This is a genomic window from Pedobacter sp. SYSU D00535 (assembly GCF_017355855.1).
Taxonomy (GTDB): domain Bacteria; phylum Bacteroidota; class Bacteroidia; order Sphingobacteriales; family Sphingobacteriaceae; genus Desertivirga.
On the sequence record NZ_JAFEWD010000002.1, the window covers coordinates 393,432 to 416,247 of the forward strand.

General features: G+C 44.4%; 18 protein-coding genes. 7 read left to right on the forward strand and 11 right to left on the reverse strand.

Features of this window, described 5'->3' with window-relative positions:
* Positions 1–13: 13 nt before the first annotated feature.
* Positions 14–808, reverse strand: a complete 795-nt coding sequence (locus J4N23_RS06200) for an N-acetylmuramoyl-L-alanine amidase (protein ID WP_207426158.1) — start codon at positions 806–808, stop codon at positions 14–16.
* 283 nt (positions 809–1,091) lie between these two features.
* Here J4N23_RS06200 and J4N23_RS06205 point away from each other — a divergent pair, with 283 nt between their 5' ends.
* Positions 1,092–2,234, forward strand: coding sequence for a putative sensor domain DACNV-containing protein (locus J4N23_RS06205; RefSeq protein ID WP_207426159.1), 1,143 nt, complete (start codon positions 1,092–1,094; stop codon positions 2,232–2,234).
* 42 nt (positions 2,235–2,276) lie between these two features.
* On the opposite strand, the gene J4N23_RS06210 is transcribed toward J4N23_RS06205, so the two are convergent.
* Positions 2,277–2,876, reverse strand: coding sequence for a hypothetical protein (locus tag J4N23_RS06210; protein ID WP_207426160.1), 600 nt, complete (start codon positions 2,874–2,876; stop codon positions 2,277–2,279).
* A gap of 145 nt (positions 2,877–3,021) precedes the next feature.
* Between J4N23_RS06210 and J4N23_RS06215 the strand changes: the two genes are divergently transcribed.
* The gene (locus J4N23_RS06215) at positions 3,022–3,360 is read left to right on the forward strand and encodes a YtxH domain-containing protein (protein ID WP_207426161.1); all 339 of its coding nucleotides are present in this window, start codon (positions 3,022–3,024) and stop codon (positions 3,358–3,360) included.
* A 248-nt stretch (positions 3,361–3,608) separates the two neighbouring features.
* On the forward strand, positions 3,609–7,928 hold the full coding sequence (locus tag J4N23_RS06220) for a two-component regulator propeller domain-containing protein (protein ID WP_207426162.1): 4,320 nt from the start codon (positions 3,609–3,611) through the stop codon (positions 7,926–7,928).
* A 119-nt stretch (positions 7,929–8,047) separates the two neighbouring features.
* On the opposite strand, the gene J4N23_RS06225 is transcribed toward J4N23_RS06220, so the two are convergent.
* From J4N23_RS06225 to J4N23_RS06240, 4 genes are all read right to left on the reverse strand, one after another.
* Positions 8,048–9,961, reverse strand: a complete 1,914-nt coding sequence (locus J4N23_RS06225) for a long-chain fatty acid--CoA ligase (protein WP_207426163.1) — start codon at positions 9,959–9,961, stop codon at positions 8,048–8,050.
* A 96-nt stretch (positions 9,962–10,057) separates the two neighbouring features.
* Positions 10,058–10,384 (reverse strand): iron-sulfur cluster assembly accessory protein, encoded by a 327-nt coding sequence (locus tag J4N23_RS06230; protein ID WP_207426164.1) that lies wholly within the window; start codon positions 10,382–10,384, stop codon positions 10,058–10,060.
* Between the two features lie 65 nt (positions 10,385–10,449).
* A complete protein-coding gene (gene iscU, locus J4N23_RS06235; protein WP_207426165.1) occupies positions 10,450–10,863 on the reverse strand; it encodes a Fe-S cluster assembly scaffold IscU in 414 nt (137 codons plus the stop codon).
* Between the two features lie 58 nt (positions 10,864–10,921).
* On the reverse strand, positions 10,922–12,133 hold the full coding sequence (locus tag J4N23_RS06240; protein ID WP_207426166.1) for an IscS subfamily cysteine desulfurase: 1,212 nt from the start codon (positions 12,131–12,133) through the stop codon (positions 10,922–10,924).
* A gap of 251 nt (positions 12,134–12,384) precedes the next feature.
* Here J4N23_RS06240 and J4N23_RS06245 point away from each other — a divergent pair, with 251 nt between their 5' ends.
* Positions 12,385–14,217, forward strand: coding sequence for a UbiD family decarboxylase (locus J4N23_RS06245; protein ID WP_207426167.1), 1,833 nt, complete (start codon positions 12,385–12,387; stop codon positions 14,215–14,217).
* A gap of 47 nt (positions 14,218–14,264) precedes the next feature.
* On the opposite strand, the gene J4N23_RS06250 is transcribed toward J4N23_RS06245, so the two are convergent.
* On the reverse strand, positions 14,265–15,797 hold the full coding sequence (locus tag J4N23_RS06250) for an OmpP1/FadL family transporter (protein WP_207426168.1): 1,533 nt from the start codon (positions 15,795–15,797) through the stop codon (positions 14,265–14,267).
* 29 nt (positions 15,798–15,826) lie between these two features.
* Positions 15,827–16,912, reverse strand: a complete 1,086-nt coding sequence (locus J4N23_RS06255; RefSeq protein ID WP_207426169.1) for a hypothetical protein — start codon at positions 16,910–16,912, stop codon at positions 15,827–15,829.
* Between the two features lie 161 nt (positions 16,913–17,073).
* Here J4N23_RS06255 and proS point away from each other — a divergent pair, with 161 nt between their 5' ends.
* Positions 17,074–18,546, forward strand: coding sequence for a proline--tRNA ligase (gene proS / locus J4N23_RS06260; protein WP_207426170.1), 1,473 nt, complete (start codon positions 17,074–17,076; stop codon positions 18,544–18,546).
* A gap of 47 nt (positions 18,547–18,593) precedes the next feature.
* Here proS and J4N23_RS06265 read toward each other — a convergent pair whose 3' ends face one another.
* Positions 18,594–18,800: a hypothetical protein gene (locus J4N23_RS06265; RefSeq protein ID WP_207426171.1), complete on the reverse strand. Its 207-nt coding sequence runs from the start codon at positions 18,798–18,800 to the stop codon at positions 18,594–18,596.
* Between the two features lie 261 nt (positions 18,801–19,061).
* Positions 19,062–20,519, reverse strand: a complete 1,458-nt coding sequence (locus tag J4N23_RS06270; protein ID WP_207426172.1) for a family 43 glycosylhydrolase — start codon at positions 20,517–20,519, stop codon at positions 19,062–19,064.
* A 93-nt stretch (positions 20,520–20,612) separates the two neighbouring features.
* Between J4N23_RS06270 and J4N23_RS06275 the strand changes: the two genes are divergently transcribed.
* Positions 20,613–21,461 (forward strand): phytanoyl-CoA dioxygenase family protein, encoded by an 849-nt coding sequence (locus J4N23_RS06275; protein ID WP_207426173.1) that lies wholly within the window; start codon positions 20,613–20,615, stop codon positions 21,459–21,461.
* Between the two features lie 164 nt (positions 21,462–21,625).
* Complete coding sequence (locus J4N23_RS06280; protein WP_207426174.1) at positions 21,626–22,132, forward strand: GNAT family N-acetyltransferase; 507 nt, start codon at positions 21,626–21,628, stop codon at positions 22,130–22,132.
* Positions 22,133–22,186: 54 nt separating this feature from the next.
* Here the strand turns inward: J4N23_RS06280 and J4N23_RS06285 are convergent, their stop codons facing one another.
* Complete coding sequence (locus J4N23_RS06285) at positions 22,187–22,582, reverse strand: hypothetical protein (RefSeq protein ID WP_207426175.1); 396 nt, start codon at positions 22,580–22,582, stop codon at positions 22,187–22,189.
* Positions 22,583–22,816 lie beyond the last annotated feature (234 nt).

Consider the following 22,816-nt stretch of genomic DNA (forward strand, 5'->3'; position numbering starts at 1 on the left):
GCCTCTTCAGCTTTTAGTCGATAGTCTCTTTAAATTTCTCGACGGCATTTACCAGGCAGTTAACCAGTTGTTGTTGTCCTGACCAGGAATTCATGTATTTCTCTTCGGTGGGATTACTAATAAATCCAAGTTCTGTGAGTACGGCCGGCATTGCTGCCTTTGCCAGCACAGCTAAACTTTGTTCTTTTACTCCACGGTCTAATCTTCCAGCTTTTCTGAACTCTTTTTGGATAAGTTGCGCTACTTTGATGCTCTGCTCGCGGTTACTGTTTTTAATCAGTGAGAGTACTATAATACTTGCAGGATCTTTAGGATCGTAACCGTCGTAGTTCTTTTTGTAATCTTTCTCCAACAGGATAGATGCGTTTTCCCGAATCGCGACATCCTGTTCCTTAAGCCGGTTAAACCCGGATACAAAGGTTTCCGTTCCCCTTATCTGCGACCGGTTTTTAGAACTGGATGGAAGCGAATTGCAATGTAATGAGATGAAGAGATCCGCTTTCACCCGGTTGGCGAGAGCTATTCGTTTATATAGGGGGACCTGAACGTCACTAGTCCGGGTATAATAAACTTTAATACTCGGGTACTTAGCTTTTATCGCCTTTCCCAGTTTTAATGCTACTTTTAAGGTGATGTCTTTTTCCCTTGAAATGAGCCCACGGGTCACTCCATCTGCACCCCCATGACCGGCATCTATAACAATACAATCAAACCGACCACTTGCGTAACTACCAGATAGCGAATTCAGAAAAAAGACCAGAATAAGCGGAAAGACTTTTTGGGAATCCTTAAAAAGTGTTGAAAACATAGGCAATAGATAGATTTTGAAACGTTGTATTGCCGCAATATTAATAAAACTTAGTTCGGAAAAAAAAGTATTTTCCGCTGTTAAGCTAACCTTTCTACTCCTTCCAGCTGATTTTCAAGTAAAGCTTTAGTTACAACGCAAAGCAACTTCAAATCCTTAACTACATGCGTAAAAGGTTGGGAAGCTCAAAATGACGTTTTAATTATAGAAATTACCCGGGCAGATAAAGTCTCCCAGCCTAAATCTTTTATTTTTGCTGAAAAGGTTAATAAATCAAAGATCCATGCCTGTCGACCCGACCTATAAAGCTGCAAGTATTATCGCCCCGGAGATAGAACAACATTTTTTGCAGTACGTTGCTGGTGCCGAAGAGGCGGGAGAACGTGATCTTGCTCCGGTCCCCTCTGCGTCTGTTATTGAAACTATTATAGATGTTAGCTTCTGGACGAGTCTGCGCCGGGAGGAGGGACATTCGCCTAGGATCTCCCTGGCTTACTTGCCCCCAGATAAAGCGGGCAAGCCCTTAATATTTGGAGAAAAGCTGGCTCTGACCTCCGGAACGCTGATAAAACTAGCCCCTGGTATAGAGCGCGCCGGGATTCACCTTGGCATCTGGCACGAGGGAGACGAGCTTTTGATTTGGGGAACTACCCGTACAATACCCAGCTTTTGTTTTGTACTGGAAATGGTAGAACCAGGACTACTGGTGGTGAAACACCGTCGTTTCCAGGGATTCGGTAAGTATGTTAATGTGGCTGTTTTGAAAGGCGACCAGATTAAAATGGTGGATGAGCAAAGCGGATCGTTGCCTGACTGTCCGGCTCTCTTAACAGATCTACTCGGCGTTACCGCTACATCCTCCTGGAATGATTCTGTAAATATTCTTATTCAGCTGGCTACTTCTATGCGAGCCCACGGCAGGGGAGGGACGCTCCTGGTGGTACCATCTGGATCAGATAGTTGGAAAGATTCTATTATCCACCCTATTTCCTACACCGTAGCACCTTCTTTTAATGCGCTGACTGATCTGATGGCCGAGGAGGAGTACGAAAAAAAGACGGCTGAATGGCAGGCATCTTTAAACCGGATCGTTGATACCGTCGCAGGGTACACGGCGATTGATGGCGCTACCATCATTACTGACCGCCATGAGTTGCTTGCTTTTGGAGCTAAAATCGCCCGGGCAAAAGGACGGGAACCGGTGGAGCAGATCATGCTGACTGAACCAGTGATAGGAGGAGAAATCAGTATAGTACATCCGGCACAGAATGGTGGAACTCGTCATTTATCTGCTGCGCAGTTTGTTCATGATCAGCGGAACGCCATTGCACTGGTGGCTTCACAGGATGGTAAGTTCACGATCTTTGGATGGTCTCCCTGTGAAGGAATGGTCCATGCTCATCGTATCGATGCACTGCTGCTGTAGTTATTTATTGTAGTGAGGAAGAAGGGGGCTAAGTGCAGTTTTTTACAATTCCCCGGCTTTTATAGGCTTTCCGTATAGTCCGTTCAGCGCATAATCTTTAATCATCATCATATTGCGGGTCCGGTTAAATTGGAGCCTGATCCACCCATAGTTGATCTTGCCGTTTGATTCAACCCTGACCCCAATTGTCTTTTCCTGTTCGTCACTCCATTTGCCTGAGAACGAAACGTTTTCTGATAAATAGCGCACCGCCAGCAGCCCCTTCACCTTATCCCACGAGTTAGCAGAGCCGGTTTCTGTCGAAACCAGTTGGCCGGGTTGTAAAGACACCAGGTCCCTGCAGTGGAAGCTATAGTTATATGTGTTGTTCGCGAGCACGATCTTGTTTTCTTCAACGCTTTCAATAAGAAAGGCTTCAATCGTTTCGTGATCGCCATTAATGGTTTCCGTGTAGAACCTAAAGTCAGTCTGCTTGTCCTTGTTGAGGTCTAATTCAATAATTTCGGATTTCGCGTTAAAGCTGCTATCCAATGAGCCGTGTAGAAAGGTGTCTGCTTCTTCTAGCTCTGCGTCTTCCTTGGAGCAAGCAAGGTTGAAAAAGATAATAAAAAGTGCGGCTAATTTAACTGTGGTCCTTCTCATATTAATGTACCCTTCGAAGACGAGTGCCCCGATCTAAATGTGACAAGAGCAGCAAACTACTCTAACAGGCTTTCTCCATGTGAAGCTTTTAAGAACTATTCGCTTTTAGTTCTGTTATGTCTTTCAAATACTTAAATGCACTACTATGAAAAATTATAAAGATTTACTTCAGGATGCAGAATCTCTGTTTAGGGATGTAAAAGATAGCGCTGTAAGCGATGATAGTTCCAGCAACGGTAAAGTAATAGCTGCAGCGGTAATCGGTTTGGCAGCTGGGGCTATCCTGGGAATTTTACTTGCACCGTCAAGCGGACAGGAAACAAGAAGTGCCATTTCTGACTCTGTAAATAATATGGCAGGCACTGTTAAGGATAAAGCCAGACAGGGATATGACAAGTTAGGCGATTTAAAAAATCAGGCTGTTGATGCTGTTAAGTCCAAAGTGGGCAGCAATGGTACTACTGCGGATGCAGATACTGTCTAAGCTTACAAGAAACACTCCCCGGCTGTTAGTCGGGGAACTTTTATAATACCTCTACCAAACCTCCAGGCAAAACTGCCACTGCCTATCTTTCGTTAATAATCTCAATCATTAACTACTGTTAATTTAATGTTGTAACATCTTCGCTTTATTAGAAGTATAAGTCTTAGAATAAGCTTAGGAATGGATGAGTGTGTTTAGATCCTCACCTCGCGGTTTCAGTTGACTCTCTCGCTTTTTTTTCTTGAAGTATGATTAAGAGCCAAAGCTTGCTTTACTTTTTCACAGTATTATTTCTTTTTACCATTCTCAAAGCAGATGTAGTAACTGCTCAAGAGAGGGTGAGGTTTACTAACCTGACTAGTGCTCATGGACTGTCGCAAAATACGGTCCATGCGATAGTTAAAGATCATCTAGGCTTTATCTGGGTTGGTACTGAGGATGGTTTAAATAGATACGACGGTTACAAATTTACCGTCTACAGAAATAAGCCATCAGATCCAAAGACTCTAAGATCAAACAATATTAATGCCCTTCTCGTAGATCGAAAGGGAAACCTCTGGGTTGGTACTACCATTGGTGGTTTAAGCCGTTACGACAGGCGGACCGACTCCTTTACTCACTTTTTCGATAAGGGACCTCAGGGAAAAACGCTTACGAATCGCGACGTGGTGGCCCTTAACGAGGATAAGGAAGGGAATATTTGGATCGGTACTTACTGGAATCTTAATAAACTTGACCCAGCTACCGGGAAGATTGAGCAATACTTTGCCAACCCGGATGATAAAACCGCCCTTGTACACTCAAGTATTCCCACTATTTATACAGATAAAAAGGGAAATGTATGGATTGGGACAGGAGGAGGACTAGCCAGGTACGAAAAAAAGACGAACACCTTCAAACGGTATTTGCATAACGACGCTGATGCAAAAAGTTTGAGCGATAATTCGATCCGCTCTATTATTGAAGATTCCCGTGGTAATTTATGGGTTGGAACCAACTCCGGCGGTTTAAATTATTTCAACGTGTCCACTGGTACCTTCACTCATCTTAAAAATGACCCGTCTAAGGCTAATACTCTTAGTAACAACTGTGTAACCTCACTGGCCCATACAGGCGATGGCAGAATGTGGGTCGGTACCTCTTTCGGACTTAATCTGTTTGATCCACGAAAGTCAACTTTTGTAAGTTTCTTTCCTAACGCCAATATCGGCGGTGCTCTTCCAGTGGGAGGCATTGAGTGCTTGCTACAGGATAGAGCTGGGATAACTTGGATTGGAACTTATAACGGAGGATTGAGTAGATACGATCGGAACCTGACATATTTTATGCATTTTAAAAGTAATGCGGCTGATATTACTAGTTTGGAAAGTAGCTCTGTTACCTCGTTTGCCGAGAGGGAAGACGGCGATATCTGGGTCGGTATGGATGGAGGTGCAGGCAATCTTTACAGGAAGTCATCTGATAAATTTGATCGTTTTCTACTTGGTCCCAATAGAACGTATAACATTGCAAGCTATTCAATCTTAAGCTTAATAACTAGCAGAGACAAAAAACATATCTGGGTTGGAACGTATGGTTCTGGAATGGAGAAGGTAGACGTGGCAACCAAAATTGTAACCCATTTTCCGGCGGGTGAGGGACCCGATAAATTGAATAATTCGGCCGTTTATACCCTTTTTGAAGATAGTAAAGGCAATATCTGGGCGGGTACCAATGGCGGCGGAATTAACGTATTGGAAAAGACGACTCAGCGTTTCAAAATTTACAAATTTGATAGTTCCAAACCCTACAACAGCTTGCCGAACGACTACGCCCGCTGCGTTATGGAGGATAAAGATGGGACGATATGGGTGGGTACCTACTACGGTGGTATCGGTGTTATCGATCATAAGACCGGGAAGGTTACAGTTTACGACTCATCTAATTCTGGTTTAGGTAGTAATGTTGTATTCTCTCTGTTTCTGGACAGTGAAAATAATATCTGGGCGGGCACTTTAGGTGGAGGTCTCTGTCGGTTTGATAGAAAAACAAAGAAGTTCAAACTTTATCAGATGGAGCAGGGCTTGCCAAACAACACCGTCAATTATATCACTCAGGATAATAAGGGTTTTATCTGGGTTAGTACTAATGGCGGACTTAGTCGACTTGATCTGAAAACTGAAACCTTTAAGAATTTCAATGAGAACAATGGCCTGCAAAGTTCCCAATTTAACGCAGGTTCAGGATTTAGAGATAGTGAGGGCAATATCTTCTTTGGTGGTCCTAACGGTTTTAACATTATACAACCCTTTGATCTTGTAGTCAATAAAAACGTACCGTCAATAGTATTTACCGACTTTCAATTGTTTAATAAATCGGTTCGACCAGGCGGCAAAGATTCTATTCTGCGAGAAGACATTTCTATAACTAAAAAGATTACTCTGGCTTACGAGCAATCTATGTTTTCCATAGAATTTGCGGCCCTCGATTTCTCAAAGCCGACAATGAATCAGTATGCCTACAAACTGGTAGGTTTTGATCAGAACTGGAATTATGTAGGTACGAGAAGAACTGCGACCTATACTAACCTTAATCCCGGGGAATACACATTCATCGTAAAGGCCGCAAACAACGATGGAGTTTGGAACGAAACAGGCATCTCATTGACCATCGTGATTACGCCTCCTTTCTGGATGACATGGTGGTTCCGAACGCTTGTTATTGTTTCTGTAGCAGCAGCTTGTTACGCCTACTACCGGTCAAGGATTAACAGGATTGAACTACAGAAAAAGGAGCTGGAGTTGGAGGTACAGGAACGTACTAAAGTAATTTCAAAACAGGCGGGACATCTTCAGGTGATGAACGAGAACCTTCAAAATCAAGCTGACGAATTGCAAGCACAGGCGGAAGAATTGCAAGCTCAATCGGAGGATTTGCAGTCGCTGAATGAAGAACTTCAATCGCAGACAGAACATCTCAACGAAGTCAATCAGGAACTATTCAATCAAAGAGAGGAAGCTGAGCTAGCAAGGAAGGAAGCAGAAAAAGCAAATCAGGCTAAAAGTACCTTCCTGGCTACTATGAGCCATGAGATACGAACTCCAATGAACGGCGTACTTGGAATGGCATCGCTTTTATTTGAAACAAAACTGGATAAGGAGCAGCGGGAATATGCCGAAACAATCTACAACAGCGGTGAAGCACTGTTGAATGTAATTAACGATATCCTGGACTTTTCGAAGATCGAGTCGGGCAACATGGAGCTGGACCACCACGATTTCGAACTCCGCCAGTGTGTTGAGGAGGTGTTGGATTTGTTTGCCAGTAAGGCCGCTCAAACGGGGATAGATTTAATCTATCAACTTGACTACCGCCTGCCGTCCCAGCTTTTTGCTGATAGTCTGCGTTTGCGGCAGGTGCTCATCAACATCGTTGGTAATGCCATCAAGTTTACTCAAAAGGGAGAGGTATTTATTGGGGTTGAATTGCTTCGTCAAATTGATGAAAAAAATCTTGAACTTCAATTTTCTATTAGGGATACCGGAATAGGTATTCCAGAAGATAAACTGAACAGGCTCTTCAAAGCCTTCTCTCAGGTAGATTCATCCACCACCCGGAAATACGGTGGTACAGGCCTCGGTTTGGTGATTTGTGAACGACTTGTGGAACTAATGGGAGGGGAAATAGAGGTTGATAGTGAGGTTGGCGTAGGAACAACTTTCAAATTTACCATTAATGCTTCTGTTAGCCATAATGAACAACTGCAGTACCGAAATCTTTCAATTGAAGGTTGCGAAGGCAAAAAGGTATTGGTTGTGGATGATAATAAGACCAATTTAAGGATCCTTAAAGCACAGCTGGAACAGTGGAAACTTTCAGTTGCGCTTAGTGAATCCGGGCAGGAGGCAATGACAATTCTGGCAGCCGGGCAAGTGTTTGATTTGGTAATAACAGACATGCAGATGCCGGAAATGGATGGGGTTGAGTTGAGTCAGAACATCAAAAGGGATTATCCGGGGCTGCCTATTGTGCTGTTAAGCTCTATAGGCGACGAGACGAAGAAAAAATATCCGCAAATGTTTTCTGCAATCCTCACCAAACCTGTAAAACATCACCACCTGTTGAATGTGATACAGCTTGGCTTGAAACAGAAAAGTGAAAACCAGACACAGGAGAGGGCAAACACCAATTTGCTGTCAGAAGAGTTCGCGCTTCAATATCCCTTCAATATTTTGGTTGCTGAGGATAATCCTATCAATCAAAAACTCATTACCAGGGTACTAACTAAGTTGGGGTATGCACCTCAGATTGCTGACAACGGTAAAGTGGCAGTGGAGATGATGAAGGACGAGGTGTTTGATATTGTGCTGATGGATGTTCAAATGCCGGAAATGGATGGTCTGGAAACAACCCGATACATCAGGAAGAATTTTACGAAGCAGCCGGTCATTATAGCAATGACTGCCAACGCTATGGCGGAAGACCGTGAGGAATGTTTAAAGGCCGGGATGGACAACTACCTTTCAAAACCGATGAAGCTGGAAGAGCTGATGAACGTATTGAGAGAAACTGAAATCGCAAGCACTTAACTTGTTGAATCTGTCTGACTTCTTAATCTTCCTACGATTTTAAGCATTGTAAGGAAGTACCTTTTCAGCATTAAGAAGTGTTGTCAGATAAGAACCGAGTGGGAGTGGCTTTTTCTGGATTAATCGCTTTCTACAGACTCGGTATACATAGCGTCAATCTCGGCAGCATATTTTTTCTCAATAACCTTTCTTTTTGCTTTCAGTGAGGGAGTCATTTCTCCCTCTTCAATAGTAAAAGGGTTTCGTTTTATGATGAACCCTTTAATACGCTCGAATTTCGCCAGTTCGGTCGACAGCTTCCGGATGTCCTGGCCGATCCACTCGTGTATTTCTTTATCCTCAATGAAGAGATCTTTCTGCTGAAAGAACTCTTCCGATAAGCCAAAGGTTTCCTGTAAAAGTTCCCTTGATGGCACAACGATGGCAGTGACAAATTCTCGCTTGTCGCCAATCAAGAATATTTGTTCAATCTTTGGGCTCTTCAGGTAGGTGTTTTCGACGGGTGTAGGATAGATGTTTTTACCGAAAGAGTTGACCAGCATATTTTTTAGACGGTCAGTTATCTTCAGGTTGCCTTTGTAGAAGCGGCCTATATCGCCGGTATGAAACCATCCCGCTGAATCGATTACCTGGGCAGTCTCCTCGGGTTTGTTCCAATAACCCTTCATGACACAGTGTCCCCGAACTACGATTTCACCTTCCTCACATTCAAAGTTTTCATCAAAACTTTCGTGTGTTTGAATCGCTATAAATTCTTTTGTTTCTATGTCCTGAATTCCTACCTCTATTCCCGGGATAATCCTTCCGACCGTTCCATAAATCTGTCGCTCGTATTCTGTTACTGCCATCACTGGAGAGGTTTCCGTCAGGCCAAAGCCTTCGAGCACCTTAATTCCCAGATTTCCAAAAAATTCCCCCACGTTCTGAGGCAGCGCAGCCCCTCCCGAAAGCATAAATTTAAGTCGTCCTCCTGTTTTTTCCTTAATCTTAGAAAATACTAACTTATCGGCGAGTTTTTGCTGCATTTGCAGGAAAAAGCCCGGAGACTGGCCAGCCTCCTGCACTTCTCTGAATTTTTTTCCGGTTTCAATTGCCCAAAGGAAGATCTTTGTTTTGGAGCCACCGGCAGACATGCCGTTTTTCATCGCCTTATCATGGATACGCTCCAGCAGACGGGGTACACAGGCCATTACCGTTGGCTTCACCTCTTCCATGTTCCTTGCAAGCAATTCTATACTTTGAGCAAACGCGATCTTACAGCCCGCCATACAGCAGACGTAGTAGGTGGCGGTCCGCTCGAACACGTGTGATAGAGGCAAAAAGGACAGGAACGTTTCATATTTGTCGATAACCGTGATTTGCTCAAGCGAGGACTTTACATTCTGAACAAAATTCGAATGGGTGAGCATGACACCCTTGGGCACGCCGGTAGTTCCTGAAGTATAAATAAGGGCGGATAGATCTGAGGCTTGCACCATTCCCCTGGCTGTTTCTATCGTTTGTGCCAGTTCTGGCAGACATTTTTTTCCTTCCGCAATCATGGTGGTAAAACCGATGACTCCTGCATTTAGGGTTTGTCCTTCAATGTTCTTTTCGTAATTGTCAAAGACCGGTATGATACGCTCTAAGGCGTTGCACTGGTTAGCAATCTTTACAATCTTTCTCAACAGAAAGGGATTGCCAACTAAAAGTACTTTTACCCCGGCATCATTCAAGATATATGCAATTTCGCTTTCCGAAAGGGTAGGGTAGATGGAAACATTGACTGCACCTATCTGCTGCAGCGCCTGATCGTAATATATATAGGCGGGCGAGTTCTCAATAATCAGTCCGAGGCGATCTCCTTTCTGGACTCCTATGGACAACAAATAGCTGGAGATGGCATCCGCTGTCGCAAGCACTTGCTGATAACTGATTTCTTCCCATACTGCCCCGTTTTTGTGTATCAAAAAAGTTTGATGATCGGGGTGAAGATGTTTTACGGTATTTCTTAATAACTGGGGTACAGTAGTGAATTCGCCTGTCAAATTCATTTTTAAAATTGGTTATGCTTAAAGATACAAAAAGCCTTTAAACAGAAAAAGGGGCATAAAGCCCCTTTTGTTTACCCTTAGGCAACTATTTTCTAATTAAACAGAGAAACTTTCTCCGCAACCACAAGTGCGCGAAGCATTTGGATTGTGGAAGTTAAAGCCCTTGCCGTTTAATCCATCGGAGAAATCCAGTTCTGTTCCTGCAAGATAGAGGAAAGACTTCATGTCAAGAGCGATCTTAACTCCTTTATCTTCAAAGAATTGATCGCCGGGCTTTTCCTCGTTGTCAAAATCGAGATTGTATGACAAGCCGGAACAACCGCCACCTTGCACAGAAACCCGCAGAAAATAGGAACTATCCAGACCAGCATCCTGAATCAGGTGTTCTACTTTTTCTTTTGCTTTTTCTGTTACTGTTATCATCGTAAGCTGTTTTAAGTACCAATTATTATGAGCAAAAATCTTGCCTACTGGTGCTTTATACTCTCTTAGTGGTGAGATTTTTCACTCTCAATCGGAGCAAGACCATTTTTAACACGGTAATCGTTGATTGCCGCTTTTATCGCATCCTCAGCTAACACAGAGCAGTGAATTTTAACCGGAGGCAAAGCAAGTTCTTCAACAATGTCCATGTTGTCAATTGCGATAGCCTCGTCAATTGTTTTTCCTTTTAACCACTCGGTGGCCAGTGAAGAAGAAGCGATTGCTGAACCACATCCGAAAGTCTTGAACTTAGCGTCTGTGATTACATTTTCTTCGTTAACCTCGATCTGTAGTCGCATTACGTCGCCACACTCGGGAGCACCAACCAAACCAGTACCAACTTTATGACTGCTTTTGTCAAGTGTACCAACGTTACGCGGGTTGGTGTAATGATCGATAACTTTATCTGAATAAGCCATAGCTCTTTGTATTTATAATTTTAATATTCTAACTATTTCCCAATGTATCGGGTACTATTTAATGTTCAACCCACTCTACCTTGTCCAGGTCGATGCCTTCTTTAAACATTTCCCACAAAGGAGAAAGTTCACGAAGATGATTAACAGCCTTTTTCGTTTGCTCGATAGCAAAATCAATCTCCTCTTCTGTGGTAAATCTTCCCAGTCCGAAGCGAATAGAAGAGTGTGCCAAATCATCTGACAAGCCTAAGCTTTTAAGCACGTAAGACGGCTCTAAAGAAGCAGAAGTACAAGCAGATCCTGAAGATACCGCCATGTCTTTCATTGCCATCATCAGTCCTTCTCCCTCAACGTATTTGAAAGAAATATTTGCAACGTGTGGTAGCCTGTATTGCGTATTACCGTTAACGTAGCTTTCTTCAAGCTGAGTCAGTGCAGATTCAAGTTTATCGCGCAAAGCGGATAAGCGTGCAGCCTCTTCAGCCATTTCTAACCTGCATAGTTCGCAGGCTTTACCAAAGCCAACGATGCTTGGGACGTTGAGCGTTCCCGAACGCATACCGCGCTCATGACCGCCGCCGTCCATTTGAGCTGTTACTTTTACCCTTGGGTTTTTACGGCGAACATAAAGCGCACCTACACCCTTCGGTCCGTACATTTTATGACCAGAAAACGCCATCAGGTCGATTCCGTCAGCATTTACATTTACCGGGATTTTACCAACAGCCTGAGTAGCATCAGTAAATAGTAAGGCCCCATTCTTGTGTGCAATAGCGGCGATTTCTTTGATCGGCTGGATCACCCCAATTTCATTGTTTCCGTACATAATGGAAACAAGGATCGTTTTATCGGTGATGGCATTCTCAAGTTCCTGAAGATCAATGAGACCATCTTCCTTCACAGGAAGGTAGGTAACAGAAGCGCCTAGTTTTTCAAGGTGCTTACAAGTGTCAAGAACTGCTTTATGCTCTGTAACGCAGGTAATAATATGATTACCCTTGTCTTTATACATTTCGAATACACCTTTAATGGCAAGGTTGTCGGCCTCTGTAGCACCTGAAGTGAAGATAATTTCCTTCTCAGTAGCGCCTATTAATTGAGCTACCTGCTCGCGAGCGTAGTCAACACCCTCTTCTGCTGCCCATCCAAAAGCGTGGTTACGACTTGCGGCATTTCCAAACTTTTCTGTGAAGTACGGAAGCATAGCCTCAAGAACCCTCGGATCCATCGGGGTGGTAGCATTATTGTCTAAATATATTGGAAGATTCATATCAGAAGATATTGTTTTAACAACTGCAAAGATAAGAAAAGTTTCAGCCGATTCTTATTGGTTCTGTCTATTAGCCATAAAGGGGTAGTCATTTTTTTGCCATAAATTTCAAAGCGTAATTGATGTTGTTTTTTAGACGGGTGTAATGTTAGTAATAGGATCCTGAACTGGGCTTCCAGCGATGGGATTTCAGGATTTCCCTTGGCCAATATCCTTGTCATATCGTTTAGATCCTGTTACCTTTGAAGCACATGGGATACAAAAATTTACAGGAATGCGTCGCTGATCTGGAGAAAAATGGACATCTGGTTCGGATAAAAGAAGAAGTGGATCCGTATCTGGAAATGGCCGCTATTCACCTTAGGGTTTATGAATCGCAAGGACCGGCTCTTTTTTTCGAAAATATTAAGGGAAGTAAGTTTCCCGCTGTTTCTAACTTGTTTGGGACGATAGAGCGTTCGAAGTTCCTGTTCAGAGATACACTGGAAAAAATGCAAACGCTGGTGCAAATCAAATCTGATCCTATCAGGGCAGTTAAGAATCCTTTCAAGTATGCTAACGTAGCATTGACCGCTTTTTCTGCCCTTCCCATGAAAGTGCAGCGACCGGCAGACCTGCAAAAGACGAAGATCTCAGAACTTCCTCAAATTGTTAACTGGCCAATGGATGGTGGCCCATTTGTTACCATGCCACAGGTATATACAGAAGACATCGAGCAGCCGGGAATTATGAATGCAAACCTGGGCATGTATAGGATTCAGCTATCCGGGAATGATTACGAACTAGATAAAGAGGTTGGCTTGCACTATCAGTTGCATCGCGGCATCGGAGTTCATCAGACTAAAGCAAACGCTAAGGGGCAACCGCTGAAGGTGAGTATTTTTGTCGGCGGACCGCCCTCACATCCTTTGTCTGCGGTAATGCCCTTACCAGAGGGGCTATCAGAGATGACTTTTGCAGGTGCATTAGGTAATCGGCGTTTTAGGTATTTCTATGACGAGGAGGGTTTCTGCATTTCGGCTGATGCTGATTTTGTAATCACCGGCTCCGTTTATCCGCATGAAAATAAACCAGAAGGGCCGTTTGGAGATCACTTGGGGTACTACAGTTTGATACATCCTTTCCCCTTGATGAAGGTGCACAATGTGTATCACCGGCCAAACCCAATCTGGTCATTCACGGTTGTCGGACGTCCACCCCAGGAAGATACTAGCTTTGGTGCTTTAATTCACGAAATTTCAGGCTCAGCCCTGCCAAAGGAAATTCATGGACTTCACGAGGTGAATGCAGTTGATGCTGCCGGTGTTCATCCTTTGCTTTTCGCGATTGGCAGCGAGCGATATACCCCTTATCTGAAAGAGCGGAAGCCGCAGGAAATCCTTACCATTTCGAATCATATACTGGGCAAAAATCAGCTCAGCCTCGCTAAATACTTATTCATTTCTGCAAAAGAAGATAATCGTTCTTTGCACACGCATGATATTGAAAAGTTCCTGATTCACATGCTTGAGAGAATAGATTTTACTCGCGATCTTCATTTTCATACCAATACAACAATTGATACGCTCGACTATACCGGAAGCGGTTTGAACAGTGGGTCGAAAGTAGTTTTTGCGGCAGCAGGAGAAAAGAAAAGGGATTTATGGAAGGAAGTTCCGTCGGGATTCAGCATGCCCCGACCCTTTAATAATTATAGACTAGCAATCCCGGGAGTATTAGCCGTAGATGGTCCAAGCTTTAGCCAGGAGTCAGACACAGATTTGCAGGTGAAAGTTCTGGACGAGTATTTGAGAGGGCAGGATTTGAATGGGCTTGCCTTAATTGTCCTCTGCGACGATGCCGGTTTCGCTGCTGATTCTATTAATAATTTGGTTTGGATTACGTTTACGCGCAGTAACCCCTCGCATGATATTTACGGGATCAATAGTTTTATTCAGCATAAGCACTGGGGCTGTAAGGGCCCTCTTATTATCGACGCTCGAAAGAAACCTCATCATGCGCCTGAGTTAGTGAAGGATGTAGCGGTGGAGAAAAGAGTGGACAGGTTAGGAGAGAAGGGAGCAAGTTTATACGGAGTGATATAAAAAAAGGGAGCGAAAATCGCTCCCTTTTTTCTTGTTTTAATATGTTTCTAAAACCTAAATCCGATGGTTGCAAAGATGTTGGTCCAGTTGTTTTTAACAGCCGCCTGGTCTCCTGACCCTGTCTCGGGATAAAAGAGGTAGTCCTCAGAAATCCGATAAGGTGAAGTGCTGTATTTTCTTGAGTTACTGGTAAGTGCCAGGTCAAAATAAGTGGTTTTTCCTCTGAATCCTATACCTGCAGAGAAGGTGTCTGAGGAAAAATCGGCGTTGTTATATGGATTTCCATTTGTTGAATAGCCCGCTCGCAATAAAAAACTTGCCGGAAGTCGTGCTTCTGCTCCGATCCGCAGATTCACTGCGCTCTTGTAAAGGTCTCGAATGTCCCGATTAGTGTCCTTAGTCGCGTCAGGTGAGCCTGAGGCCGAAAAATGCATAGACTGATAATCCACATATTCCACATCGCCTGAGATGAGTCCAAATGGGGCGATGGTTACTGCTACTCCGCCGTTTAACTTATAAGGTGTACGGATGGTATAATCCTGATCGTAATATTCCTCTTCTCCTGGTATATTACTTGACCCACTTGAGGTAGTATAACGAGCGTCCAAGGATTCCATAAATGAATCGGAGACCGTATACCAGGTAGGAGTCACAAAACTTACACCCAAGCGTAGGCTGCTAACCGGCCGGTAAATAAGTCCTAGCTTACCGTTTACGCCAGATCCATTTGTTAGTTGATCTGATATATAACCCAAGCGGTAATTGCTGTTTAAGTAGGGTCGACTTGCGTCCTCTACAACAAGTCCAGCGTCCTCTATATTTTGAGGTAGGAGGGTCTGGCCGCTCTCTGTGTATTCCCGCTGCATTTTATAATTAAGCGAGGTAAAGGCAAACGCGGCTCCGACATAAAGCTTGTTTTCGTAGTTAGCACCGACAGCAAAGTTTACTTCTGATTGAAATCCCGTTCTATATGTTGTGTTCTGCTGGTTGTTACCAGGACTTGTTATCGGATAGTAGCCGTAAGTATCATCAAAGGCTACGAGGAAATTATTATAAGCAGCGTCGCCCAATGCAGAGGGATTGAATCGTTCCGCTTCATCCGCTAAAAAATCAGCAAAAGAGCTTCTGTTATTTTGGCCACTATAATCTGTAGTTACATTAAAATTGTTAGTTTTATTGTATCCGATACCAAAGTTGAAGCTTAGCCAGCCAGACGTTAGATCAGAGGCTCCTGAGCGCCTGGTGGGATTGTAAATAACCAGGCCAGCTTGATCAATCCCACCTCTGTCTTTTTGAAAACTTGAAGAGGTGCCGAGGTATTGAGCATTAAGATTGCTGTTTGAGAAATCGGCCGTTAAGCTTGCTTCCGATTTGGTGAACAGTCCCAGGCCTGCAGGGTTACCCCCCAGCGAGCTTAAGTCTCCACCTAATGCTGTTTGTGCTCCTCCCAGTCCCCGGAAGCGGGTAGTTAGTCCGGGTTCAGCTTGTGAGAATCGAAGAGCGTCTTCCGCATACTGGGCAAAAGAGGCTCCGGCAGGAAGGATTAATCCCGCCAGGAGTGCAATATTCTTAAGTTTCATCTATTTTTCTAAGTGCAAGTGTTCAACAATTATCTGCCACCTCTGGATGGGCGTCCGCCTCCTGAAGAACTTCTTCCCGAAGAAGATCCCCCGGAAGAACTACCGCCTCCTGAATTCCCGGAAGAACGACCTGAGTCGTAGCTGGGCGGAGGTGTATAAGTCCTTTCAGGGCGCGAAGGTCTTGCAGTTTCAGTGCGCTCTCTGCTAGGAGTTGAGGATGTCCGTGGTTGGGTATTCTCAGTCCTTGTTGGTCTTGTCGGCCTTGTAGATTCACCTCTTGACGATCCTGATTCAGTACGTGTTGGTGCTGTGGCGGAAGTCTCGGGCCTTGTACTTCTTGTCGGTCTGGAACTTGTTCCGGACTGGTCAGCGGCTTCAGCGGTTCTGCCAGTTCTTCCTGAGGAATAGCCCGGCATTGGTCTCGATGTTCCCCTACCGTAAGAAGTGCCATTAGTTGAGGGTCTGTCATACGCTCCTGAACCTACACCTGTTTCCCGGTTCGGTCTTGGACGATAGTTACGGCTAGTGTAAGCTCTTCCCGGATAGTAACCGCCATAATAACCTCCTCCATAATAGCCATAGCCCGGATAGGTGTTATAATAGGAGTAAGGTCCCCAAAAACGGCTCTGGTAAGGATATCCGTAATAGCCCCAGCTGTCATAATAACCCCACCTTGGAAAAGCGCCTACGCCAACCCATACAGAAACACCAGGACGATAAAACCAGGGATCGTAGAAGAATGGGTCGTAGCGATAGGTGTACCAGGGGTTATAACTGTACGTGTACCAGCTGTCGTAGTAAGATCTCCAGGGAGAACGATTGTAAAAACGATTTAATCGGGACGCATAACCATAGTCGTAATCGTAGTTCGAATAATCGTCATAATATTCTTCATCATTGTAATTTTCGCCACCGTAAAGTTGTTCATCGGTGCGGTAGGAGCGTTCCTCGCGCTGCTCTCCTACAACGTTAGCAGCTGGCGGAGCAATTTCCTTTGCCTTTGCCGCAGTGAAATACACGTCGTCGTTATTGTCCTGCTGAGCGAGTTGTGTGGTGGAGCATGAAGCCAGCAATAATGCTGATGCTGAAAACGCAGTTAGTAGTAAATTTTTCATTGCCGTGTGTGTTAAGCCTATCTCTCAAATCTTACTAATACTGACGAACCCGGGAGATAAATGGTTGCATCAATTTCCTTAAAAATACCTCGGTTAGTTTTATAACTTTGCTGCCTTGATATTTGTGTTTAAAGTTACAAAAAAATCTTTCAAAAAGCATTATGAGTAAGGGAATTACAAGCAAAAGCGAGGATTATTCGCAGTGGTATAATGAACTTGTTACAAAAGCCGATCTTGCCGAACATTCTGCCGTGCGGGGCTGCATGGTAATTAAGCCTTATGGCTATTCCATTTGGGAAAAAATGCAGGCTGCGCTGGATAAGATGTTCAAAGATACCGGCCACACCAATGCTTATTTTCCGCTGTTTATCCCTAAATCATTCTTCTCTAAAGAAGCTTCTCACGTGGAAGGCTTTGCAACAGAATGTGCCGTAGTGACTCATTACCGTTTAAAAAACGATGGCAATGGAAATATTATTGTAGATGAAGAGGCAAAGCTCGAAGAAGAGCTTATCGTTCGTCCTACTTCCGAAACAATTATTTGGAATACCTACCGGGGATGGATTCAATCTTATCGCGATCTGCCTATTCTGGTTAACCAATGGGCGAATGTGGTAAGATGGGAAATGCGGACGCGCTTATTTCTCAGAACAGCCGAATTTTTATGGCAGGAGGGGCACACCGCTCATGCCACATCGCAGGAAGCGATAGAAGAGGCAGAAAAAATGCTGGAGGTTTACGCTGATTTTGCTGAAAATTGGTTGGCTGTGCCTGTGGTGAAAGGGGTGAAAACTCCTAATGAACGCTTTGCAGGTGCTGTCGAAACTTATTGCATTGAAGCGCTGATGCAGGATGGAAAAGCATTGCAAGCGGGTACATCACACTTTCTGGGACAAAATTTCGCAAAAGCATTTGATGTGAAGTTTACCAGTAAAGAAGGGAAACTGGATTATGTATGGGCCACTTCCTGGGGAGTTTCTACTCGTTTAATGGGTGCCTTAATTATGGCTCATTCTGATGATTCGGGTTTGGTGCTTCCGCCAAAACTGGCTCCGATACAAGTAGTAATTGTTCCTATTTATAAAGGTGAGGAAGAATTAGGTAAGATAACAGAGGTTGCAGATTCGCTGGTGGCTCAGTTGAAGCAGAAGGGTATTTCGGTGAAGTATGATGACCGCGAGACACAGCGCCCCGGTTTTAAATTTGCGGAATATGAGTTGAAAGGTGTGCCTGTACGTGTTGCCATTGGCGGACGTGATCTGGAAAACGGAACAGCGGAACTTGCAAGGCGCGATACAAAATCAAAAGAGACCGTAAACAGGGAAGGGTTAGCTGAAAGAATTGAGGGTCTTCTTGTTGAGATTCAGGATAATATATATCAAAAGGCGCTTCGGTTCAGAGAAGAAAAAACGACGGAGGTGAATTCATACGAGGAATTTAAAAAAGTCCTGGATGAAAAAGGCGGCTTTGTTTCTGCTCACTGGGATGGTACCCCTGAAACGGAGCAGAGGATCAAGGAAGAGACCAAAGCAACTATTCGTTGTATTCCTTTGAATAATAAGGCGGAGGATGGTGTCTGTATTGTCACTGGTCAGCCATCCCCTCAACGGGTGCTGTTTGCCCGGGCCTACTAGTCTTTAATGGAACAGAGCTACTCGTATGCGAATAGCTCTGTTCCTGCTTAGATACTGTTCTGCTGTTTTTTTGTGGTGTTTTCAGGGTCAGTCGACTTAACGGCTGCAGATCCTGAATGATCTTTAAAATGTTTACCTGATCCTTTTTTGCTGACAGTGGTGGCGCCCTTTTGCTCACTTTTTTTCATTTCACCCTTGTGTTTAGGAGTAGACCCATCCACTCCCTGATTCCCTACATTGCTTTTATTGCTCATAATAGATGGACTTTAATTTGGTAGAAGAATGTAAATATCGTGCCAGTTTATCCTCGTTAACAGGCTATTCTTTCTCCTTTACTTAGGTTGAATTCCAGTATTCCGGCTACCATCTCCCTACCAGCCGGCCATCTGGTATGTATGTCCCCTGATCTTGGTCAGATCTTGTTCGTATATGAATTAGCTTTTCCTACGGGATATGAGCATCAGATAGGCCTTAGATGAGGGGGAAAGTGCCGGAGGGTAGGGAGTTGGTCCGGCTCAGGGTGCTGCAGTATCAATGAGTACGGTATCTTCTTTAAAGATTAGGTTCAGCGCCAGCAATGCCCTGAACTGTTTATATCCCGCGGTGCCTGGAAAGTAGGCATGAAGGAACAGAAGCGGTCTTCCGTCGGGGCCGGTGGTGACAGAGGGGTGGCCGGGAGCGACCCAGCTGGCTGAGGATTGCAGGAAAGGTTGCCGGCTCTTTCGGTAAGGTCCCAGAAAATGGTCTGCAATAGCTACCCCAATCCCGTACTTGTCCGTTGAGAAGTCGTTTCCGGCGTAAAAAAGGTAGTATCGCTTGTTGTGTTCTGTAATCCATAATCCCTCTACAAGGTGAGCCTCCCAATCCAGGTCGTTTTCGATTATCTTCTTTTTCTCACCTATCAACTGGTTGCCCTCCTGGTTAAGTCGTTGCGCATACATAGGCGTTTTCATGAAGTTTAGAATTGCTGGGATTTTACTCATAACCGACTCCTCCTGGCTCTTTTCCAGGACTTGCTGAAGCCTTGCTTGAAAACCTGAAAATCTTTCGATCACCGCTTCAATAAGCACCTGTTCAGCCTGAAAGCGTTCCATTGGCGGTAGGTGTTGCATCCAGGGCCAAATGGTGAGCAGAAAGCAGGCTGTTTTTTGATCCTCGACGCGCTCAAAAAGTGTTGTTACCAGGGAGGGGTTGGAATATAGGAAATCAACCAATTCGTTGGGCCACCGCTCATTGTTGTCTTCTTTCCAGAGTAGGTAAGTTTCGGATTCGTCTTTTATAAATAAGTGCGGGTCGATTACATTCCCGCGCAGTATTGGGCTTGTTTCGCTTCTGTAAGGTCCAGCGACGTCCCTAGATCTTGCCATTCCTATGCACAGTTCCCGGGTAGTTTTATCTCGTGCAACAAAATACAGCCGAAATTCTTGTCCTACCTGGTGGATTTCTGGCGCCCAGTAGTCTGCATTGAATTCTCCTTCTGCCGCCCAGGCAGGCTTGTTTCCTGGGGGAAAGATGTAGCCTGCAAATTCCCATGTCTGTAAATCCCTCGAGCGGACCAGAGGAAAGGAGAAGCTTGCATCGTTGGATGTGGAGGCGATGTAATACCATGTTTCCTTAGCTTCCTCCACTCTTATGGCTGCCGGGTCGCCATATCCGTAATACATACGATCGTCAAGGTTTTTGTCAAGCAACACTCGGTAGTTGTAGCTGGCACTGGCTGCCGAGACGGGTTCGGTTTTGTTTCTGGGCAAACGCAAACCAAAGTCGTCAGCGAGCTGCTCAAAGAAGGTCAGGTAGGAGGAGTGCAAGCGGTCTTTCAGTTCGTAGCTCCTCTTGTTCGTAGCTAAATCATCCTGATTAAATTCCGTCACCTGGACCTGTAATTCACCGGCAGGGGTGTCTTTCATGCTTATCTTAAAGGAAAATGGAGTTCCATCCGGCGAGTAGTACTCGTTGACTATTGTTGTATTCATTTTGGTATCAATCAGGAATATAAACACTGAAATTCTTAAATGTTTCGGCTGGCACTATCCTTGCCGTTTTTAGAAGAACCAAAGTTTAAAAAGATGAAGATTGAGGAGGCAGAAGTAGAAGTAAAAAAGCAGCAGTATGATGTTGCTCAGATTATGGGCGCCCTATATGGCGATGGAATTACTGGTCTTAAAGGTGCCTTTAGCAGAGACTGGGTGGAGCGTCTGCGCGAAGATATTGAAGTGTTGTATAAGGATGCGTTACAGCGCCCTGGCGGCGCCGTTGGGCGTGGTCCTAAACGCCATTATGTGGAGATTCATCCGGAGGATATTCGGGGGTTCGTGGATTTGGCGATGCATCCCTGGGTGATAGCTGTATGCGAGGCCGTGCTGGGCCCTGAGTACAAAATAGTGGAAATTGGATTTGATGTGCCCAATCCTGGAGCCCAGAATCAACCGTGGCACCGCGATTTCCCTGCACCTGATGATACATTGATTGGTAGGCGATTGAACTCCCTGGCGTTCAACCTGACGACGGTAGACGTTTTTGAAGATATGGGGCCTTTTGAAATTGCACCCGGTACACAATGGGACGATCCCGCAGGCTTTGAGCACGGTATGTTTCCTCCCAAGGAACTGTATAGCAGGTATGAGCAGCTGGCACAAAAGAAAATGCCCAAGATGGGAGATGTGTCAGTTAGATCCGCCCTCACTATTCATCGAGGAACTGCCAATCTTTCCCAGAAGGCGAGACCCGTGCTGGTTTTGGGTGTAGATGCTCCAGGAGCTAATAATGCCGAGCGTCATGACCTGCAAATTACTCGCGGTTACTGGAATACGCTTCCGGAGTATTTGAAGCAGCACATTACCTGCAGATTAGTAAACGAGCTCGAGCCGATTGTTCAAGCTCATACTATAGAGGGACTAATGATGGGTGAGGCGTAATTTGCTATTATTTTATCATTTTCTAGCCTGTATTGAGTTTTTATAATCAATACGGGCTTTTTTGTTTAAAAAATTTAGGTTTTGTGTTATTTAAGTGTTAAAATTGAAACTTCGATCGTGTGTTTTTCTTGGTGGTTTTAAAAAAGTAGTAATAATTATTAGTTATGAAGGTTAAAGAAGTTGCAAATTTTCACAAAAGTCCAAAATCTGAATTGAAAACAACTATTGAATTTGAGAGAACGCACGGAAGGGATCTAAAATTTGTAAATATCATCAAAGAATTAGATCAAAACTTGTTTGCAATGTATAACCACAATAGCTACAAGTTTGATGTGGATATTAAAGTGGATCATATTGATACAGTCGTTTTGGCTTCTATCAAAAACATTACTATCGGAGGTGGATGTTTTAAAGCGCTGGATGCGAACACTGCGGAAGTAAAACGCTTGTTTGTAAATCCTTACTTCCGGGGCTTAGGAGTTGCCTCGGGAATCCTCGATGAAATCGAAGCCTGGGCGAAGGAACTGAACTTTGGACGTCTGATGCTAGAGACAGGAGAGTTGCAGGAGCAGGCAATTAAGCTTTTTGAAAGACATGGATTTCTGGTTACAGACAGTTTCGGTCCTTATATAGGGGTGGCAGGAAGCGTTTGTATGGCTAAGAGGATCTAGGGGCATTTTAAAGTGAAACGAGGCTACCCTGATGAAGGGCAGCCTCGTAACAACTTATCGGTTACCCTGCGGGCGTTGCCCGTTTCTCATTCGGGTAGCTCGCTCCTCTACATAGGTGTTGTAGATTTTCTTTTGCTCGTCATTTAATAGCGCTCTTACCTTTTCGTCGTTAGCGTTGGTAATTGCCATCATTTTAGCCCGCATTGCCTCTCTGTCGCCACCTTGCCCTGTAGCCGTAAACAAACTATCTCTTGATTTAGCTTGGTTTAAAAAGATCGCGGAAATCTTTGTTTTTTGATCGTCGTTAAGATTCAATGTTTGCGGCAAGCGCTCCATTTGCATCTTTGCACTCTCTTCAGGTGTTCTTCGCTGGAAACCTCCCTGGCCCTGTGCGTTCGAATAAAAAGAAACAGACAAGAGAAGCCCCAGAATCACTAATAACTTTTTCATAATTTAGTTTTTTTAATGAAAGCAAGTTACAAACAGCAGCTTTAAAAGCCGAAAAATCGTGTCCCCATATGTCTATATTTCGGGAGACTACGTCTACTTAAAACCATGCTTTAGCTATTTCAATCTCCAGCGGCCGCAAAAGGTGCTAAAATACTTCCATTTATCCTGCTCCAGGAAAAATCTCTTTCCGCTTCGAGCCCGCATTTAGGCATAAGTATTGAGCGTATTTTTTGA

What these genes read in the sequence shown, in the direction of transcription:
- J4N23_RS06255 (WP_207426169.1), bottom strand. Translation starts at nt 16,912, where the DNA reads ATGAAAAATTTACTACTAACTGCGTTTTCAGCATCAGCATTATTGCTG.
- J4N23_RS06285 (WP_207426175.1), bottom strand. Translation starts at nt 22,582, where the DNA reads ATGAAAAAGTTATTAGTGATTCTGGGGCTTCTCTTGTCTGTTTCTTTT.
- iscU (WP_207426165.1), bottom strand. Translation starts at nt 10,863, where the DNA reads ATGGCTTATTCAGATAAAGTTATCGATCATTACACCAACCCGCGTAAC.
- J4N23_RS06215 (WP_207426161.1), top strand. Translation starts at nt 3,022, where the DNA reads ATGAAAAATTATAAAGATTTACTTCAGGATGCAGAATCTCTGTTTAGG.
- J4N23_RS06280 (WP_207426174.1), top strand. Translation starts at nt 21,626, where the DNA reads ATGAAGGTTAAAGAAGTTGCAAATTTTCACAAAAGTCCAAAATCTGAA.
- J4N23_RS06265 (WP_207426171.1), bottom strand. Translation starts at nt 18,800, where the DNA reads ATGAGCAATAAAAGCAATGTAGGGAATCAGGGAGTGGATGGGTCTACT.
- J4N23_RS06225 (WP_207426163.1), bottom strand. Translation starts at nt 9,961, where the DNA reads ATGAATTTGACAGGCGAATTCACTACTGTACCCCAGTTATTAAGAAAT.
- J4N23_RS06275 (WP_207426173.1), top strand. Translation starts at nt 20,613, where the DNA reads ATGAAGATTGAGGAGGCAGAAGTAGAAGTAAAAAAGCAGCAGTATGAT.
- J4N23_RS06240 (WP_207426166.1), bottom strand. Translation starts at nt 12,133, where the DNA reads ATGAATCTTCCAATATATTTAGACAATAATGCTACCACCCCGATGGAT.
- J4N23_RS06245 (WP_207426167.1), top strand. Translation starts at nt 12,385, where the DNA reads ATGGGATACAAAAATTTACAGGAATGCGTCGCTGATCTGGAGAAAAAT.
- J4N23_RS06200 (WP_207426158.1), bottom strand. Translation starts at nt 808, where the DNA reads ATGTTTTCAACACTTTTTAAGGATTCCCAAAAAGTCTTTCCGCTTATT.
- J4N23_RS06220 (WP_207426162.1), top strand. Translation starts at nt 3,609, where the DNA reads ATGATTAAGAGCCAAAGCTTGCTTTACTTTTTCACAGTATTATTTCTT.
- J4N23_RS06250 (WP_207426168.1), bottom strand. Translation starts at nt 15,797, where the DNA reads ATGAAACTTAAGAATATTGCACTCCTGGCGGGATTAATCCTTCCTGCC.
- J4N23_RS06210 (WP_207426160.1), bottom strand. Translation starts at nt 2,876, where the DNA reads ATGAGAAGGACCACAGTTAAATTAGCCGCACTTTTTATTATCTTTTTC.
- proS (WP_207426170.1), top strand. Translation starts at nt 17,074, where the DNA reads ATGAGTAAGGGAATTACAAGCAAAAGCGAGGATTATTCGCAGTGGTAT.
- J4N23_RS06270 (WP_207426172.1), bottom strand. Translation starts at nt 20,519, where the DNA reads ATGAATACAACAATAGTCAACGAGTACTACTCGCCGGATGGAACTCCA.
- J4N23_RS06230 (WP_207426164.1), bottom strand. Translation starts at nt 10,384, where the DNA reads ATGATAACAGTAACAGAAAAAGCAAAAGAAAAAGTAGAACACCTGATT.
- J4N23_RS06205 (WP_207426159.1), top strand. Translation starts at nt 1,092, where the DNA reads ATGCCTGTCGACCCGACCTATAAAGCTGCAAGTATTATCGCCCCGGAG.